Annotated in this window: 16 protein-coding genes; 8 read left to right on the top strand and 8 right to left on the bottom strand. The window is 68.8% G+C overall.

The features are described 5' to 3' along the window. The first annotated feature begins 31 nt into the window (after window positions 1-31). From LGN10_RS00370 to LGN10_RS00345, 6 genes are all read left to right on the top strand, one after another. The gene (locus LGN10_RS00370) at window positions 32-1,150 is read left to right on the top strand and encodes a branched-chain amino acid ABC transporter substrate-binding protein (RefSeq protein WP_226221137.1); all 1,119 of its coding nucleotides are present in this window, start codon (window positions 32-34) and stop codon (window positions 1,148-1,150) included. Window positions 1,151-1,333: 183 nt separating this feature from the next. After that, window positions 1,334-2,260: a high-affinity branched-chain amino acid ABC transporter permease LivH gene (gene livH, locus LGN10_RS00365; RefSeq protein WP_059584442.1), complete on the top strand. Its 927-nt coding sequence runs from the start codon at window positions 1,334-1,336 to the stop codon at window positions 2,258-2,260. An 11-nt stretch (window positions 2,261-2,271) separates the two neighbouring features. Then, window positions 2,272-3,543 carry a high-affinity branched-chain amino acid ABC transporter permease LivM gene (locus LGN10_RS00360; protein ID WP_059584443.1) on the top strand — a complete coding sequence of 424 codons (1,272 nt, stop codon included), beginning with the start codon at window positions 2,272-2,274 and terminating at the stop codon, window positions 3,541-3,543. Beyond that, window positions 3,540-4,313 carry a high-affinity branched-chain amino acid ABC transporter ATP-binding protein LivG gene (gene livG, locus LGN10_RS00355; protein WP_226221136.1) on the top strand — a complete coding sequence of 258 codons (774 nt, stop codon included), beginning with the start codon at window positions 3,540-3,542 and terminating at the stop codon, window positions 4,311-4,313. The genes LGN10_RS00360 and livG overlap by 4 nt, the downstream gene beginning before the upstream one ends. Further along, window positions 4,313-5,014, top strand: coding sequence for an ABC transporter ATP-binding protein (locus tag LGN10_RS00350; RefSeq protein ID WP_006484776.1), 702 nt, complete (start codon window positions 4,313-4,315; stop codon window positions 5,012-5,014). Before livG ends, LGN10_RS00350 begins: the two co-directional genes overlap by 1 nt. Window positions 5,015-5,177: 163 nt before the next feature. Then, window positions 5,178-5,528 carry a VOC family protein gene (locus LGN10_RS00345; RefSeq protein ID WP_059640790.1) on the top strand — a complete coding sequence of 117 codons (351 nt, stop codon included), beginning with the start codon at window positions 5,178-5,180 and terminating at the stop codon, window positions 5,526-5,528. A gap of 33 nt (window positions 5,529-5,561) precedes the next feature. Here LGN10_RS00345 and LGN10_RS00340 read toward each other — a convergent pair whose 3' ends face one another. The 3 genes from LGN10_RS00340 to LGN10_RS00330 form a co-directional block, all read right to left on the bottom strand. Beyond that, window positions 5,562-5,969, bottom strand: a complete 408-nt coding sequence (locus LGN10_RS00340; protein WP_059640792.1) for a DUF2000 domain-containing protein — start codon at window positions 5,967-5,969, stop codon at window positions 5,562-5,564. Between the two features lie 44 nt (window positions 5,970-6,013). Then, window positions 6,014-6,871: an AraC family transcriptional regulator gene (locus tag LGN10_RS00335; RefSeq protein ID WP_226221130.1), complete on the bottom strand. Its 858-nt coding sequence runs from the start codon at window positions 6,869-6,871 to the stop codon at window positions 6,014-6,016. 73 nt (window positions 6,872-6,944) lie between these two features. Beyond that, complete coding sequence (locus LGN10_RS00330) at window positions 6,945-7,922, bottom strand: AraC family transcriptional regulator (protein WP_059584452.1); 978 nt, start codon at window positions 7,920-7,922, stop codon at window positions 6,945-6,947. Between the two features lie 41 nt (window positions 7,923-7,963). Between LGN10_RS00330 and LGN10_RS00325 the strand changes: the two genes are divergently transcribed. Continuing rightward, on the top strand, window positions 7,964-8,713 hold the full coding sequence (locus LGN10_RS00325) for an SDR family oxidoreductase (protein ID WP_099317762.1): 750 nt from the start codon (window positions 7,964-7,966) through the stop codon (window positions 8,711-8,713). A gap of 68 nt (window positions 8,714-8,781) precedes the next feature. Here the strand turns inward: LGN10_RS00325 and LGN10_RS00320 are convergent, their stop codons facing one another. Further along, window positions 8,782-10,083, bottom strand: a complete 1,302-nt coding sequence (locus tag LGN10_RS00320) for an aspartate aminotransferase family protein (protein ID WP_104012574.1) — start codon at window positions 10,081-10,083, stop codon at window positions 8,782-8,784. A gap of 77 nt (window positions 10,084-10,160) precedes the next feature. On the opposite strand from LGN10_RS00320, the gene LGN10_RS00315 reads away from it, so the two are divergent. After that, the gene (locus tag LGN10_RS00315; RefSeq protein ID WP_059584463.1) at window positions 10,161-11,045 is read left to right on the top strand and encodes a LysR family transcriptional regulator; all 885 of its coding nucleotides are present in this window, start codon (window positions 10,161-10,163) and stop codon (window positions 11,043-11,045) included. A 13-nt stretch (window positions 11,046-11,058) separates the two neighbouring features. On the opposite strand, the gene LGN10_RS00310 is transcribed toward LGN10_RS00315, so the two are convergent. From LGN10_RS00310 to LGN10_RS00295, 4 genes are read right to left on the bottom strand one after another with little or no spacing between them, the layout of a single operon-like run. Continuing rightward, entirely contained in the window at window positions 11,059-12,492 is a 1,434-nt protein-coding gene (locus tag LGN10_RS00310; RefSeq protein WP_226221129.1) for an isochorismate synthase, read from the bottom strand. Further along, entirely contained in the window at window positions 12,489-12,794 is a 306-nt protein-coding gene (locus LGN10_RS00305) for an isochorismate lyase (protein WP_059640806.1), read from the bottom strand. The genes LGN10_RS00310 and LGN10_RS00305 overlap by 4 nt, the downstream gene beginning before the upstream one ends. Beyond that, complete coding sequence (locus tag LGN10_RS00300; protein WP_226221119.1) at window positions 12,791-13,564, bottom strand: thioesterase II family protein; 774 nt, start codon at window positions 13,562-13,564, stop codon at window positions 12,791-12,793. The genes LGN10_RS00305 and LGN10_RS00300 overlap by 4 nt, the downstream gene beginning before the upstream one ends. Beyond that, a complete protein-coding gene (locus LGN10_RS00295) occupies window positions 13,561-15,213 on the bottom strand; it encodes a (2,3-dihydroxybenzoyl)adenylate synthase (RefSeq protein WP_226221117.1) in 1,653 nt (550 codons plus the stop codon). The genes LGN10_RS00300 and LGN10_RS00295 overlap by 4 nt, the downstream gene beginning before the upstream one ends. Between the last annotated feature and the right edge of the window lie 157 nt (window positions 15,214-15,370).

Here is a 15,370-nt window from a genome sequence, read left to right as displayed (position 1 = left end):
GTATGACTAAACAACATCGAGGAGCTCCCAGATGACGCTGTCCCGTCTTACGTCCATTTCCGCCGCCGCCGTGCTGTTCGCCGCCGGCGCCGCCGCCGCGCAAGCGGAAACCGTGAAGATCGCCATCGCTGGTCCGATGAGCGGCTCGGTCGCCCAATACGGCGACATGGTGAAGGCCGGCGCGCTGACCGCGATCGAACAGATCAACGCGGCAGGCGGTGCGGGCGGCAACAAGTTCGAAGTCGTGATGATGGACGACGCGTGCGAACCGAAGCAGGCCGTCGCCGTCGCCAACAAGATCGTCAGCCAGAAGATCAAGTACGTGATCGGCCACGTGTGCTCGGGTTCGACGATTCCCGCGTCGGACATCTACGAGAACGAAGGCATCGTGATGGTCACGCCGTCGGCCACCGCGCCGCAGCTGACGGAAGGCAAGAAGCGCCACTTCATCTTCCGCACGATCGGCCGCGACGACCAGCAAGGTCCGGCCGCCGCGCACTACATCATCAACAACGTGAAGCCGAAGAAGGTCGCGGTCCTGCACGACAAGCAGTCGTACGGCCAGGGCATCGCGTCGTCGGTGAAGAAGGATCTCGAAGCCGCGAAGATCCCGGTCGTGCTGTTCGAAGGCATCAACGCCGGCGATTCGGACTACTCGGCGATCATCACGAAGCTGAAGTCGCAAGGCGTCGATTTCGTCTACTTCGGCGGCTACCACCCGGAAATGGGCCTGCTGATGCGCCAGGCGCGCGAGCAGGGCGTGAAGGCGACGTTCATGGGGCCTGAAGGCGTGGGCAACAAGGACGTGACGGCGATCGCCGGCCCGGCCTCGGAAGGCATGCTGGTCACGCTGCCGGCCGACTTCTCGGCTGATCCGGCCAACGCGGCGCTCGTGAAGGCGTTCGCGGACAAGAAGCGCGACCCGAACGGCCCGTTCCAGATGCCGTCGTACGCAGCGGTGAAGATCATCGCCGACTCGATCGCGGGCGCGAAGACGACGGACCCGACGAAGGTCGCCGCGTACATGCACAAGACGACGTTCGACACGCCGATCGGCAAGGTCGCGTATGACGCGCAGGGCGACCTGAGGGCGTTCAAGTTCGTCGTGTACACGTGGCACAAGGACGCGACGAAGACCGCCGCCAAGTAACAACGGAGTATCCGCTCGCGCACCCGCCCCGCCCGAAACCCGGACGGGGCGGGTGCGTATTGGCCGCGCATCTGCCCCATGCGCGCCAAAGGGCGGCCCGAGACGACACCGTGCGCTGCGCGCGGCCGGCCGCCGTGATCCGGCGACGGCACGCGACCCAGCGCCAACGGGAGCTTCCCGCACATGACTGACTTCTTTCCCCAATTCGCCCAGCAGCTGGTCAACGGCCTGACGCTGGGTGCGATCTATGCGTTGATCGCCATCGGCTATTCGATGGTCTACGGCATCATCGGCATGATCAACTTCGCCCACGGCGAGATCTACATGATCGGCGCATACGTGGGCCTCGTGACCCTGACGGCCATCGGCATCTCCGCCGGCTATCCGCTGCCGCTCGTGCTCGGCGCCGCGCTGATCGTGTCGGTGATCGTCACCGGCCTGTACGGCTTCGCGGTCGAGCGCGTCGCGTATCGCCCGCTGCGCGGCGGCCCGCGCCTCGTGCCGCTGATCTCCGCGATCGGCATGTCGATCTTCCTGCAGAACTACGTGCAGATCGGCCAGGGCGCGCGCGACGTGTCGGTGCCGGTGCTGATCTCCGGCGCGTTCGAGATCCATCTCGGCGGCGACTACGACGTGACGGTTCCGTATGCGCGCCTGCTGATCGTCTGCGTGACAATCGTGCTGATGATCGCGCTCACGCTGTTCATCTCGCATTCGCGGATGGGCCGTGCGTGCCGCGCGTGCGCCGAGGACATGAAGATGGCGAACCTGCTCGGCATCGACACGAACCGGGTGATCTCGTTCACGTTCGTGCTCGGCGCGATGCTGGCGGCCGTCGGCGGCGTGCTGATCGGGCTGACGATCGGCAAGCTGAATCCGTATATCGGCTTCGTCGCGGGCATCAAGGCGTTCACCGCCGCGGTGCTCGGCGGGATCGGCAGCATTCCGGGCGCGATGCTCGGCGGCGTGCTGCTGGGCCTCGCCGAAACCTTCGCCGCAGGCTACATGCCGGCCGAGTACAAGGACGTGGTCGCGTTCGGCCTGCTCGTGCTGATCCTGCTCTTCCGCCCGACCGGCCTGCTCGGCAAGTCGGACATCGAAAAGGTTTGACGGAGACGCAGATGAGTCAAGTCATTTCCGTTCGCCGCCCGGCTGCCGACGCGTCGATCGGCCAGGCGCTGAAAAATGCCGCGGCCGCCGCGCTCCTGACGGCGATCCTCACGATTCCGGTGCTCGGGCTGCAACTGAAGCTCGAAGGCTATCAGGTGGTGCTCACGCCGCACTGGCGCCCGGTATGGATCGCGGTCGCGGCCGTGTTCCTGTTCCAGTTGTTCAAGCCGTGGCTCGTGCGCGCGAAATCGGCGGTGAAGCTGCCGGCGATGCCCGCGATGGGCGCGCAGCAGCAGCGCGTGATCATCTGGGTGCTGCTCGCCGTCGGCCTCGTGTGGCCGTTCTTCGGCTCGCGCGGCGCGGTGGACGTCGCGACGCTCGCGCTGATCTACGTGATCCTCGGCCTCGGGCTGAACATCGTGGTCGGTTTCGCGGGGCTGCTGGATCTCGGCTATGTCGGCTTCTACGCGGTCGGCGGCTATACGTACGCGATGCTGAACCAGTATTTCGGGCTGTCGTTCTGGGAATGCCTGCCGATCGCGGCGATTGCCGCGGCGACGTTCGGCTTCCTGCTCGGCTTCCCGGTGCTGCGCCTGCGCGGCGACTATCTGGCGATCGTCACGCTCGGCTTCGGCGAAATCATCCGCCTGCTCGCGAACAACCTGACGAGCCTCACCGGCGGCCCGGACGGCATCTCGAGCATACCGAAGCCGACGGTGTTCGGCTTCGAAATGGCGCGCTCGGCGAGCGTCGAAGGCGCGAAGACCTTCCACGAACTGATCGGGCTGGAATACAGCGGCGAGCACATGGTGATCTTCCTGTACCTGATCGCGCTGGTGCTGGTCGGCTTCACGCTGTTCGTGACGAGCCGCCTGATCCGCATGCCGATGGGCCGCGCATGGGAAGCGCTGCGCGACGACGAGATCGCGTGCCGTTCGCTCGGCCTGAACCCGACGCGCATCAAGCTGTCGGCGTTCACGCTCGGCGCGGCGTTCGCGGGTATCGGCGGCGCGTTCTTCGCCGCGCGTCAGGGCCTGGTGAATCCTGAATCGTTCACCTTCATCGAATCGGCGCTGATCCTCGCGATCGTCGTGCTCGGCGGGATGGGCTCGCAGCTCGGCGTGATTCTCGCGGCGATCCTGCTGACCGTGCTGCCGGAAGTCGCGCGCGGCTTTGCCGAGTACCGGATGCTGATCTTCGGTCTGGTGATGGTGTTGATGATGATGTGGCGTCCGCAGGGCCTGCTGCCCGCGAGCCGTCCTCACGTGGAGCTGCCGCAATGAGCGCGAATGCAGAACTGTTGAAGGTGGCCGGGCTGCAGATGCGCTTCGGCGGGTTGCTCGCGGTGGACGGCATCGATTTCGACGTGCGCCGCAACGAGGTGTTTGCGATCGTCGGGCCGAACGGCGCAGGCAAGACCACCGTGTTCAACTGCGTCGGCGGCTTCTACAAGCCGACCGGCGGCGACGTCGTGCTTGACGGCCACGCGATTGGCGGGCTGCCGAGCCACCAGATTGCGTTGAAGGGCCTGGTGCGCACGTTCCAGAACATCCGCCTGTTCAAGTCGCTGACCGTCGTCGAGAACCTGCTCGTCGCGCAGCATCGGAAGGTGAAGGCCGGGCTGCTGCACGGCCTGTTCGCGACGTCCGCGTATCGTCGCGCCGAGAAGGAAGCGCTCGAACGCGCGGCCGTGTGGCTCGACCGGATGGGGCTAACCGCGGTCGCCAACCGGCCGGCCGGCACGCTGTCGTACGGGCACCAGCGGCGTCTGGAGATCGCGCGCTGCATGATCACCGAGCCGCGCCTCTTGATGCTCGACGAGCCGGCGGCCGGCCTCAACCCGCAGGAAAAGATCGAGCTGCAGCACCTGATCGACAAGCTGCGCCGTGAATTCGGCGTATCGGTGCTGCTGATCGAACACGACATGAGCCTCGTGATGGGCGTGTCCGACCGCATCCTCGTGATGGAGCACGGCCGGCCGATCGTGATCGGCACGCCGGAAGCGGTCCGCAACGACCCGCGCGTGATCAAGGCGTATCTGGGGGAAGAGTGATGCTGAAGCTGGAACAGGTCCATACGCACTACGGCGCGGTCGAGGCGCTCGCGGGCGTGTCGATCGAGGTGAACAAGGGCGAGATCGTCACGCTGATCGGCAGCAACGGCGCCGGCAAGACGACGCTGATGATGACGGTATGCGGCACGCCGCGCGCGTCGTCGGGCCGCGTGCTGTTCGAGGGCAACGACATCACCGCGATGTCGACGCACCAGATCATGCGGCAGGGGATGGCGATCTCGCCGGAAGGGCGGCGCGTGTTCCCGAGCCTGACGGTGCTCGAGAACCTGAAGATGGGCGGCTTTTTCGCGAGCCGTCACGAGATCGACGACGGCATCGAGCACGTGTTCAAGCTGTTTCCGCGCCTGAAGGAACGCGCGGCGCAGCGGGCCGGCACGATGTCGGGCGGCGAGCAGCAGATGCTCGCGATCGGCCGTGCGCTGATGAGCAAGCCGCGTTTGCTGCTGCTCGACGAGCCGACGCTCGGCCTCGCGCCGCTCGTGATCGCGCAGATCTTCGACATCATCCGGACGATCCGCGACGAAGGCGTCACGGTGTTCCTGGTCGAGCAGAACGCGAACAAGGCGCTCGGCGTGGCCGATCGCGGCTATGTGCTCGAAACGGGGCGCGTGGTGCTGGCCGACACGGGCGCGAACCTGCTCGCGAACGACCGGATCAAGCAGGCGTATCTCGGCGGTTGATCGGCGGGAAGCCGCTGGCCTGCAACGGGCCGGCGGCTTTTTAGCGTCGTTTCCGGATGTATTGGTACGATGGGTCCCACGCCCGTTTGTGCAGCCAGTCCGTAGCCGATTCGGCTTCGATCATAGTCGAATCGGCGACTTCCTCGCTTCCCGGAGACAACCGATGAAGGTCAAACGAATCGTCGCCAATATCGACACACGCTCGATCGACGACGCAAAGCGCTTCTATCGGCACATCTTCGGCCTCGACCTGCTGATGGACCACGGCTGGATCGCGACCTACGGCAACGCCGAGCAGATGGCCGTGCAGATCAGCTTCGCGTCGCAGGGCGGATCGGGCACGCCGACGCCCGATCTGTCGATCGAGGTCGACGATCTCGACGAAGCGCTTGCGCGTGTTCATGCGGCCGGCGTGCCCGTCGAATACGGCCCGGCCGACGAGCCGTGGGGCGTGCGGCGCTTTTACGTGCGCGACCCGTTCGGCAAGCTCGTCAACGTGCTCGCGCATCGCTGACCGGCGACGGCGGCCCGGGCACGCCGCCGGCGTTCACGCATGCAACGCCAGCCCCTTCACCGCCTTGTCCACGGCCTTCTTCGGCCCACGCAACGCCAACCCGACCAGATCGGGATTCTCCGCATCCTCGGCGCGAAACGCTTCGCGGTTGGCCGCATCGTGCCCGGTCGAGAACATCGCGCGCACGTAGGGCACGATCGTCAACTCGCGCGACAGCGCTTGCCGGTGCGCGGCCTGCAATCCGTTCAGATCAGCCGCGAACACCAGCATCGGCTGGCCCAGCATCCGGCCGTAGCGGCGGCCGGCCGCGTCCTCGTAAGGTTCGCCGAGCGCCTCGGGCGCGCCGGCGGCGACGCCCGTCGCGAGAAACGCGACGACATTGAGTTTCTGCCACGCGGCGAGATCGTCGCGCACGATCAGCGCTACTTTGGTATCGAACATGCTTGCTCCTGGTTGGAGCGCCCATGATCCGACGCCGCGCGCGATCAGTCTGGAACGTTTGTGCAGAGTTGCCGGTACGCGGCCGGCGTGATCCGGTACGCGCGGCGGAACCAGCGGCCGAGGTGGCTCTGGTCCGCGAAGCCGACGTCGGCGGCCGCCTGCGCGGGCGTGCGGCCGGCGGCCAGCAGCCGGCGCGCGGCACGCAGCCGCAAACGCACGAGGTACGCGTGCGGCGACGTGCCGAACGCGCGCTGGAACATCCGCGTCAGCCGGAACCGGTCGATGCCGGCGACGCTCGCGAGTTCGTCGAGGCCGATGTTGTCGCCCATGTGTTCGTGCAGCAGGTCGCGCACGCGTGCGATCGCGGGCGGCACGACGTCGCTTTCCAGCACAAGCGGGCCGCCCAGATGGCTGCCGAGCCGCATCAGCAGGCGGTCGAGCGTCTGGTCGCGCGCGAGCCGGCCTTCGTTGTCGTGGAGCGCGAAGAACGCATTCCGGATCGCGTCGACGAGGCCGCGATCGTCGACGAGCGTGTGGCCGAACGTGGCTTCGACGCTGCCGAGGCCCGGCAGGTCGAGCCGGCGCGCGGCGCGCTCGACCCAGGCCTGCGGCAGGTACAGCATCCCGTACGTGAAGCCGCCGGCTTCGGGCGCGTGGCCGTCGTGCATCGCGCCCGGCTCGATCAGGATCGCGCGGCCCGGCACGCTCGTATGCAGCGAGCGATGGCACTGGAAGCGCTGCACGCCCTGTTCGGTGAAGCCGACCAGCATGTCGTCGTGGTCGTGCGCGTCGTATGCGTGGCCGTTGAAATGCGCGTGCAGGCTTTCGATGCCGGTTTCCGCGTCGCGGCGCGCGACGACCCAGTGGTCGGGTTCGTCGGTGGCTTTCGCATCTGTCGTCATCGGCTACCTCTCACGTCGTCGTTGTGTGACGGACCCTCTAAGCAGGCGGCGGAACAGCGGAGGCGCGTGCGGTTCATGCTCCGTTCACCGCCGCCTGTTCGTCGCGCGCATATTGCGCGGGCGGCCGGCCGACATGCCGCGCGAACGCGACGCTGAACGTGCTCGCCGAGCTGTAGCCGACGCGCGCCGCGATTTCCGCGATGCGGCCTTCGTTGCGGCGAAGCAGATCCTTCGCGAGCGCCATGCGCCACGTCAGCAGGTATTCCATCGGCGCGACGCCGACCGCGCGGCTGAAGCGTTCGAAGAACGTCGAGCGCGACAGCGCGGCTTCCTTCGCGAGTTCGACGATCGTCCACGGGTGCGCGGGGCGTTCGTGCATCCGACGCAGCGCGGCCGCGAGGCGGCTGTCGGCGAGCCCGCGCACGAGCCCGGGCGATGCGTGCGTGCCGGTCGTGAACCGCAGCGCCTCGATCAGCAGCACTTCCAGCAGACGCGCCAGCACGATCTCGCGGGCAGGCCGCTGCGCGCGCGATTCGTCGCGCACGAGTTGCACGAGCGTGGTCAGCCGAGGTTCGCCGCGCACGTGCACGAAGCGGGGCAGCAGCGACACCAGCAGCGATGCATCGGGCGAACCGAAACTGCAGTTGCCGGCCATCATCCGCGTATCGACCGGGTTGGCCGGATCGCCGATCCGGTATTCGCCGTGGTCGAGCATGACGGGCGGGGCGGTGTCGACGCCCGGCGGCGGCGGTTCGAGGCTCGACATCGCGACGCCGTAGGCCGCCGGAATCAGCATGAAGTCGCCGGCCAGCAGTTCGATCGGCGCATGCCCGTCGATCGCGATCCGGCAGCCGCCGTCGAGGACCGCGCAATAGAACGGCTCGCCGGCGACCGTGCGGTTGATCGCCCACGGGCTCGCGCCGCGCACGTACTTCGAGTACCGCGCGCCCGGTTGCAGCAGCGTCACGACTTCAGTCAGCGGGTCGATCATCGCCGGACTCTCGCAAAAGAAAAGCGGATTGTCGATTGTAGCGAATACGGCTCCCGCCATCTATCGTACGGACACGTGCTCAACACACCCCAGGAGTTCACATGAAGACCGTACTGATTACCGGCTGTTCCTCCGGCTTCGGCCTCGAAATCGCGCGGCATTTTCTGGCGCGCGACTGGCAGGTCGTCGCGACGATGCGCAAGCCGGCCGACGACGTGCTGCCGCCGTCGGAGCGCTTGCGCGTGCTGCCGCTCGACGTGACGAGCGCGGACAGCATTCGCGCCGCGATCGACGCCGCCGGCCCGATCGACGTGCTCGTGAACAACGCGGGCTTCGGCGCGGCCGCACCGGCCGAACTCACGCCGCTCGATACGGTGCGCGCGCTGTTCGACACCAACACGATCGGCACGATCGCGGTGACGCAGGCCGTGTTGCCGCAGTTTCGCGCGCGCGGCGCCGGCGTGGTCGTGAACGTCACGTCGAGCGTCACGCTGAAGGCGCTGCCGCTGGTCGGCGCGTATCGGGCGAGCAAGGCGGCGGTGAATGCGTTCACCGAATCGATGGCGGTCGAACTCGCGCCGTTCGGCGTGCGCGCGCATCTGGTGCTGCCGGGCCGCGCGCCCGACACGCGTTTCGCCGACAACGCACGGGCCAACATGCACGGCTTCGAGCACGAAGCGTATGCGGACTTCGTCGGCAAGGCCGTGGCGCGGATGCTCGATGCGTCGGGGCCGATCACGCATGCGCAGGACGTCGCCGAAGCCGTGTGGCGCGCGGCGACCGATCCGTCGAGCCCGATGCGTATTCCGGCCGGCGCCGATGCGCAGGCGTGGGCGGCGGAAGCGGGTTGAACGATCGGGGGTCCGTCGCGCCGGCGGGTTGAACCGGTGCGACGGACCGGGCGAGGCGGCGACGGGCGCTAAAGCGCGCGGGTAATCGCCTGCTCCAGCAGCGACAGGCCGAGATCGATCTCGTCGTCGCTGACGGTCAGCGGCGGCGCGATGCGGAACACGCCGCCCATGCCGGGCAACTGCACGATGTTCATGCTGAGCCCGAGCTTCATGCACTCGCGCGTGATCTTCGCGCCGAGCCCGTCCGCCGGCTCCTTGGTGCGGCGATCCTTGACGATCTCGACGCCCAGCAGCAGCCCGCGCCCACGCACGTCGCCGATGCAGTCGAAGCGCTCCATCAGGTCGAGCAGGCCGCGCCGCAGCCGCTCGCCCATCGTGTTCGCGCGCGCGACGAGGCCGTCGCGCTGCACGACGTCGAGCACGCGCAGGCCGACGGCGGCCGGCAGCGGATCGGACACGTGCGTCGTGTAGAACAGGTAGCCGAGCGCGTGCGCGCGTTCCTCGATCGCCGCGGACGTGACCATCGCCGCGAGCGGCAGCCCGGCGCCGAGCGTCTTCGACAGCGTCAGGATGTCGGGCGTCACGCCGTCGCGCTGGCACGCGAACATCGTGCCGGTGCGGCCGACGCCCGTCTGCGCCTCGTCGAGGATCAGCAGCATCCCGCGTTCCTCGCACTTGCGCTTGAGCGCGGCCATGTAGCCTTCCGGCAGCTCGATGATCCCGCCCGAGCTGAGAATCGGCTCCGCGATGAACGCGGCGAGGTTGCCGCTCGACTGCCGGTCGATCAGGTCGAACGCGTAGTCGAGTTCGGCGAGCGGGTCGTACGCACCGTTGCGCTCGAAGCGCGGCCGGTACGCGAACGGCGCCGGAATCGCGAACGAGCCGACCGACGCGGGGCCCACGCCCTTGCGGCCCGCGCTGTAGGTGGCCGATGCGGCGGCGCCCGTCATCCCGTGCCACGACTGCGCGAAGCCGACGATCTCGTACTTGCCGGTGACGAGCTTCGCCATCCGGATCGCCGCCTCGTTCGATTCGGCGCCGGTGCTGAGCAGCAGCGCGCGGTCGAGCCCGGCGGGTGTGATGTCGGCGAGGCGCGTCGCGAGATCGACGACCGGCCGCGACAGCATCCCGCTGAACAGGTGGTCGAGCTTGCCCGCGTATTCGCCGATGACGGACACGATTTCCGGATGGCTGTGGCCGAGCACCGCGCTCATCTGGCCCGACGTGAAATCGAGGATCGCGCGACCGTCGGCGTCGTAGACGAAGCTGCCTTTCGCGCGCTCGACGATCATCGGCTCGAACGTGCCGCCGTAGCGGACCAGGTGCTGCGTGGCGTTGCGCCAGAAGGTTGCGTCGTCGTTCAGGGACATCGGGCGGCTCCGGGCAAAGGGCAGGGATCGCTTGCAGTCTAGGCGCGCGTCTGGTTTGATGGAAACGAATAGTTCTAATGCAAGCTAGAAGAGGGGCTAATACCTTGGCGCTTTCGCTCGAAATCGACCTGCTGCGCTCGTTCGTCGTGATCGCCGAGGTGCGCGCGCTGAGCCGCGCGGCCGCGCGCGTCGGCCGCACGCAATCCGCGCTCAGCCAGCAGATGAAGCGGCTCGAGGAAGCGGTCGACCAGCCGCTGTTCCAGCGCACCGGCCGCGGCGTGGTGCTCACGCATCCGGGCGAGCGGCTGCTCGTGCATGCGCAGCGCATCCTGCGGCTGCACGACGAGGCGATGGCCGACCTGTGCGGCACGGGGCTGTCGGGGACGATCCGGTTCGGGTGCCCTGACGATTACGCGCAAGTGTGGCTGCCGTCGCTGCTGCGGCAGTTTTCGAGCCAGCATCCGCAGGCGATCGTCGAAGTCGTGTGTGGGCCGACGCCGCGGCTGATCGAACACCTGGAGAAGCGTGCGGTCGATCTGGCGATGATTTCCGTGCCGGACGACGGCGCGACCGACGACATCATTCGCCGCGAGCAACTGGTGTGGATCGGCTATCCGGGGCTCGAGCCCGCGCATTTCGATCCGCTGCCGCTCGCGCTGTCCGATCGCGATACGCTCGATCACCTCGCGGCCTGCGACGCGTTGAACCGCGCCGGCCGTGACTACCGTGTCGCGTATGCGAGCAGCAGCCTCGCCGGGCTGATCGCGCTGGTGCGCTCGGGGCAGGCGTTCGCGGTGATGACGCAGACGGCCGTGCCGGCCGACCTCGCGATCGTCAACGGCGACCCGCACTTGCCGCCGTTGCCGGCCGTGGGCATTACGCTGCGGTTCGACCGGAAGCGGCCGTCGCACCTGACGGCCGCTTTCGCCGACCATATCCGGCAAACGCTGCCGTTGCTTTGACGGCCGGCGCGAATCAGTCGACCGTCGACGAGGCCGACGCGTGCGTGCGGCCACGCACGGCCGCCGCCGTATCGCGCACGCGGATCGCCGCCCGCATGCCCGACAGCTTCAGTTCGGTTTCCTGATATTCGTTGGCCGGCTCGGAATCGGCGACGATGCCGCAGCCCGCGAACAACCGGCACGCGCCGCCCGCGACGAGTGCCGAGCGCAGCGCGACGATGAAATCGCCGTTGCCGTGCGCGTCGATCCAGCCGATCGGCGCCGCATACCAGCCGCGATCGAAGCCTTCGTGCGCACGGATGTGGTCGAGCGCCGCCGCGCGCGGATGGCCGGCGACCGCGGGCGTCGGGTGCAGCGCGGCGACGACCTGCAACAGCGTCGCATCCGCGTTCAGCGTCGCACGGATGGGCGTGCTCAGGTGCTGCAGCTTCGGCAACTGGTGCAGCGACGGCCGATCGGGCACGTCGAGCGTGCGCGACAGCGGCGCGAGCGCGGCCCGGATGGCGTCGACGACGAGCGCGTGTTCGAGCCGTTCCTTCGCGCAAGCCATCAGCGCCGCGCCGAGTGCGCGATCGTCGTCGGGTGTGGCGCCGCGCCGGATCGTGCCGGCCAGCGCATGCGTGCGCACGTCGCCGGCCGCGACACGCGCGAGCCGTTCGGGCGTGGCGCCGACGAAGCACGCGCCCGCGCGGCGGACCGCGAACAGGTGCGCATGCGGGTCGCGCCGCCGCAGCCGGCGCAGCAGCGGCGCGATCGCGACCGGCCGCGCGTACTGCTCGAGCACGTCGCGCGCGAGCACGACCTTGCCGAATGCGCCGTCGTGGATGGCGTCCACCGCACGACGGACTTCGTGCTGCCATTCGCTCGCCTGCAGCGCCTGCGTGTGCAGCAGTTGCGGCGCCTCGTCTTCCGCGGCCGGCGCAAGGGCGCCGAGCGAGTCGATCCGTGCAAGACACGCATGCGCGAGCGCGGCCGGATCGTCGTGGGCGGAGACGACCTGCTGGCAGACGGCCCAGTGCGCATCGCCTTCGCGCACGATCAGCAGCTTCGCGAGCGTCATGCTCGCATCGGCAAACGGCGACCAGTGCGCGCTGCGCGGGCCCCGCGAATCGAACCGGAAGCCGCCGACGAGCCGCGGCGGCTGCGGGCCGGCCGTGACCGCGTCGCGCACGAGCGTGCGCCAGCGTGCGTCGATCTGCGCGAAGCGCGTGTCGCCGGCGGCGCTCAGTTCGAGCGCGCAGTCCCAGCCGAACAGCGTGACGGACGCATCGCCGGCTTCGTGGAAGCACCACGGCGTGACGCCGTCGTCCCACGCGGCGATCAGGTCGAAGAAGTCGAGCGCGCGCAGCGGCACCGAGACCGACGCCAGCGTCGGCGTGCCGGTGGTGGCGGCGCGGCGGGCCGCCCGCGCGAACGTGTCGTGCAGCAGCGGAAGGCCGGCGGTCATGCGAGCCCCCGCTGTTGTCGCCAGTATCGGGTTTGCTGCGCGATGTACCACGCGATGAGCTGGGCGAACAGCGTCTCGACGTAGTCGGCGTCGAGGCCGGCCTGTTCGGCCCAGCGGCGCCGGTCGGGCAGCATCGCGGCCACCCGCTCCGGCGCGGCGATGCTTGCTTCGTCCGGCTTGAAGCGCGACGCGGCCTTCACGTACTGCATGCGCCGGCCGAGCGCGTCGATGATGTCGGCGTCCAGGCGATCGATCGCTTCGCGAATGTCGGGCAGCCCCGTGCAGGCGTCCGGTGTTTTCATGTGTACTCCTTTCCGTAACGAAGGGACTGGTCGATCCGTTCGACCAGATGGGCGATCACCGCCGGGTACTGGTGCCGCAGGTAGAAGTGGTCGCCGTCGAACGTCGCGACGCGGATCGGGCGCGTCGCGACGTCCTGCCACGCATGCGCCTCGTCGCTGTCGAACTCGGGATCGGCGAGCGGCAGCATCACGCCGAGCGGCGCGTCGATGCGCGGCGGACGCTCGCGCCGATACGTTTCGATCGCGCGGTAGTCGTCGCGGATCATCGGCAGGTAGATCGCGCGCATTTCCGGGTCGGCGAGCAGCGCGGCGTGCTCGCCGGACAGCCGGGCGACGTCTCCCGCGAGCGCGTCGTCGGATTGCAGGTGCAGATCCGACGGGCGCTGCCGGTGCGGCGGAGGCAGCGCGGAAACGGCGACGTAGAGCGGCGCGGCGCCGCGCGCCTCGAGCCGCACCGCGACCTCGTACGCGAGCGCGGCGCCGAGGCTGTGCCCGAACAGCACGAGCGGCGCGTGTGCATGGCGTTGCAGCGCGTCGGCGGCGGGGCCGGCGAGCGCGTCGATCGAGTGCAGGCACGGCTCGCCGAAGCGTTCCTCGCGGCCCGGATACTGCAGCGCGAGCAGATCGACGTCCCACGGCAACGCACGGCTCCAGCCGCGAAAGAAATTCGCGGTGCCGCCCGCGTGCGGAAAGCAGACGAGCTGCGCGCGCGGGCACGGCGACAGCCGCAACTCGCGAATCCAGTTCGACTCGGTCGGGCGCGCGCTCATGCGGCCGCCGCCTGCAACTGGCGGCGCAACAGGTCGCGCAGCGATTTCTTGCTGGTCTTGCCGATGCCGGTTTCCGGAAAGCGCGGCATGAATTCGATCCGATCGGGGATCTTGAAGGCCGCGAGCCCGCGGTCGCGCAGATAGCGTTTCAGCATCAGTCTGGACGGAGCAGGCGCGCGTGCGACGACGAACGCGCAGGTCCGCTCGCCGAGCATCGGGTCGGGCATCGCGACGACCGCCGCGTCGTGCACCTGCGGATGCGCGAGCAGCAGGTTCTCCACTTCCTCGGCCGAGACCTTCTCGCCGCCTCGGTTGATCTGATCCTTGTCGCGGCCTTCGACGACGAGGTCGCCGTCCGCGGTGCGCCGCACGCGGTCGCCGCTGCGGTAGAAGCCGTCTGCCGTGAACGCCGTCGCGTCGTGCTCCGCGAGCCGGTAGTAGCCGCGGATCGTGTACGGGCCGCGTACCTGCAGTTCGCCGATTTCGCCGGGCGCGACCGGTGCGCCGGCTTCGTCGACGATGCGCACTTCGTCGCCTTCGGAGACGGGGCGGCCCTGCGTGCGCGCGATGCGCTCGGGCGTATCGTCGAGCCGTGTGCAGCAGATGAGCCCTTCGGCCATGCCGAACACCTGTTGCAATCGACAGCCGAGCACGGGCGTCACGCGTGCGGCCGCGTGGTCCATCAGCCGGGCGCCGCCGACCTGCAGCACGCGCAGGCTCGACAGATCGGCCTGCCGTTGCGGCTGCTCGTCGAGCCACAGCAGCGCGAGCGGCGGCACGAGCGCGGTATGCGTGACGCGTTCCTGCGCGATCAGCGCGAAGCTCTGGTCTGGCTCGGGCCGGGACGTCGTCACGACCCGGCCGCCCGCGAGCAGCGCGCCGATCGTGCCGGGGCAGCACAGCGTGAAGTTGTGCGCCATCGGCAGCGCGGCGAGATAGGCGGTGTCGGCATCGATACCGCTCGCGGCGCTGCACGCGCGCACGTTGTACAGGTATTCGCGATGGCGGCGCGGAATCAGCTTCGGCGTGCCGGTCGTGCCGCCCGACAACTGGAAGCACGCGATGTCGTCGGCGCGCGCCGCGCAGGCGTGCACGGGCGGCGCGTCGTACAGCGCGTCGAACGACGTGAACGCGTGATCGTCGCCGGCCATCACGACGTGCTCGAGCGTCGGGCAGTCGGCCTGCAAGGCCGCCGCGAGCGGCCGGCAGTCGAAATCGCCGAGTCGCGACGCGCCGAGGTAAGCACGCGCACTGGCGAAGCGGCAGAACGCGCCGATCTCGTAGTGACGGTGGGCCGGCAGCGCGAGCACCGGCCGCACGCCGAGCTGGAACAGCGCGAAGCAGGTCTCGATGAAGCGCGCGCCGTTCGGCAACTGGACGACGACCGCGTCGCCGCGCGTGAGGCCGAGCCGTGCGAGGCCGCCCGCGAGGCGGCGGATGCGCGCCAGCAGATCGCGATAGCGCAGGCGGCGCGCGCCGTCGACGATGGCGAGCGCGTCGGGATGGCGCCGCGCGCACGCGTCGAGCGCGTCGAAGAACGTCGTGTCCTGCCAGTAGCCGGCGTCGCGATAGCGGCGCGCGAAGTCGTCGGGCCAGTCGGGCGCGTCGGCCGGCACGGCCGCCGCCAGGGAGGAAGGGGAGGGTTGCATGCGCTGACCTTGGGTTCCGGCAAGTTGTCAGAAAATGTAAATGAGAGGTATTATCATTTGGAACGGGTGCTGCGATAGCGCCGTTTCTTTCGATATCGCGGCAATTTCGTTCGATCAGGCGCCGGTCGCGCGGCGCCCGGCCAATCCGGCCGGACAA

It is taken from the genome of Burkholderia sp. AU32262, from assembly GCF_020419985.1.
Classification (GTDB): Bacteria; Pseudomonadota; Gammaproteobacteria; order Burkholderiales; family Burkholderiaceae; genus Burkholderia; species Burkholderia semiarida.
This window is presented reverse-complemented; position numbering and strand designations above follow the sequence as displayed.

Bases quoted from the DNA above. Each gene is read 5' to 3' on its own strand.
- livH (WP_059584442.1), top strand. From the start codon at position 1,334: ATGACTGACTTCTTTCCCCAATTCGCCCAGCAGCTGGTCAACGGCCTG.
- LGN10_RS00335 (WP_226221130.1), bottom strand. From the start codon at position 6,871: ATGACGACAGATGCGAAAGCCACCGACGAACCCGACCACTGGGTCGTC.
- LGN10_RS00350 (WP_006484776.1), top strand. From the start codon at position 4,313: ATGCTGAAGCTGGAACAGGTCCATACGCACTACGGCGCGGTCGAGGCG.
- LGN10_RS00310 (WP_226221129.1), bottom strand. From the start codon at position 12,492: ATGACCGCCGGCCTTCCGCTGCTGCACGACACGTTCGCGCGGGCGGCC.
- LGN10_RS00370 (WP_226221137.1), top strand. From the start codon at position 32: ATGACGCTGTCCCGTCTTACGTCCATTTCCGCCGCCGCCGTGCTGTTC.
- LGN10_RS00330 (WP_059584452.1), bottom strand. From the start codon at position 7,922: ATGGCGGGAGCCGTATTCGCTACAATCGACAATCCGCTTTTCTTTTGC.
- LGN10_RS00320 (WP_104012574.1), bottom strand. From the start codon at position 10,083: ATGTCCCTGAACGACGACGCAACCTTCTGGCGCAACGCCACGCAGCAC.
- LGN10_RS00300 (WP_226221119.1), bottom strand. From the start codon at position 13,564: ATGAGCGCGCGCCCGACCGAGTCGAACTGGATTCGCGAGTTGCGGCTG.
- LGN10_RS00295 (WP_226221117.1), bottom strand. From the start codon at position 15,213: ATGCAACCCTCCCCTTCCTCCCTGGCGGCGGCCGTGCCGGCCGACGCG.
- LGN10_RS00325 (WP_099317762.1), top strand. From the start codon at position 7,964: ATGAAGACCGTACTGATTACCGGCTGTTCCTCCGGCTTCGGCCTCGAA.
- LGN10_RS00315 (WP_059584463.1), top strand. From the start codon at position 10,161: ATGCAAGCTAGAAGAGGGGCTAATACCTTGGCGCTTTCGCTCGAAATC.
- LGN10_RS00340 (WP_059640792.1), bottom strand. From the start codon at position 5,969: ATGTTCGATACCAAAGTAGCGCTGATCGTGCGCGACGATCTCGCCGCG.
- LGN10_RS00345 (WP_059640790.1), top strand. From the start codon at position 5,178: ATGAAGGTCAAACGAATCGTCGCCAATATCGACACACGCTCGATCGAC.
- livG (WP_226221136.1), top strand. From the start codon at position 3,540: ATGAGCGCGAATGCAGAACTGTTGAAGGTGGCCGGGCTGCAGATGCGC.
- LGN10_RS00305 (WP_059640806.1), bottom strand. From the start codon at position 12,794: ATGAAAACACCGGACGCCTGCACGGGGCTGCCCGACATTCGCGAAGCG.
- LGN10_RS00360 (WP_059584443.1), top strand. From the start codon at position 2,272: ATGAGTCAAGTCATTTCCGTTCGCCGCCCGGCTGCCGACGCGTCGATC.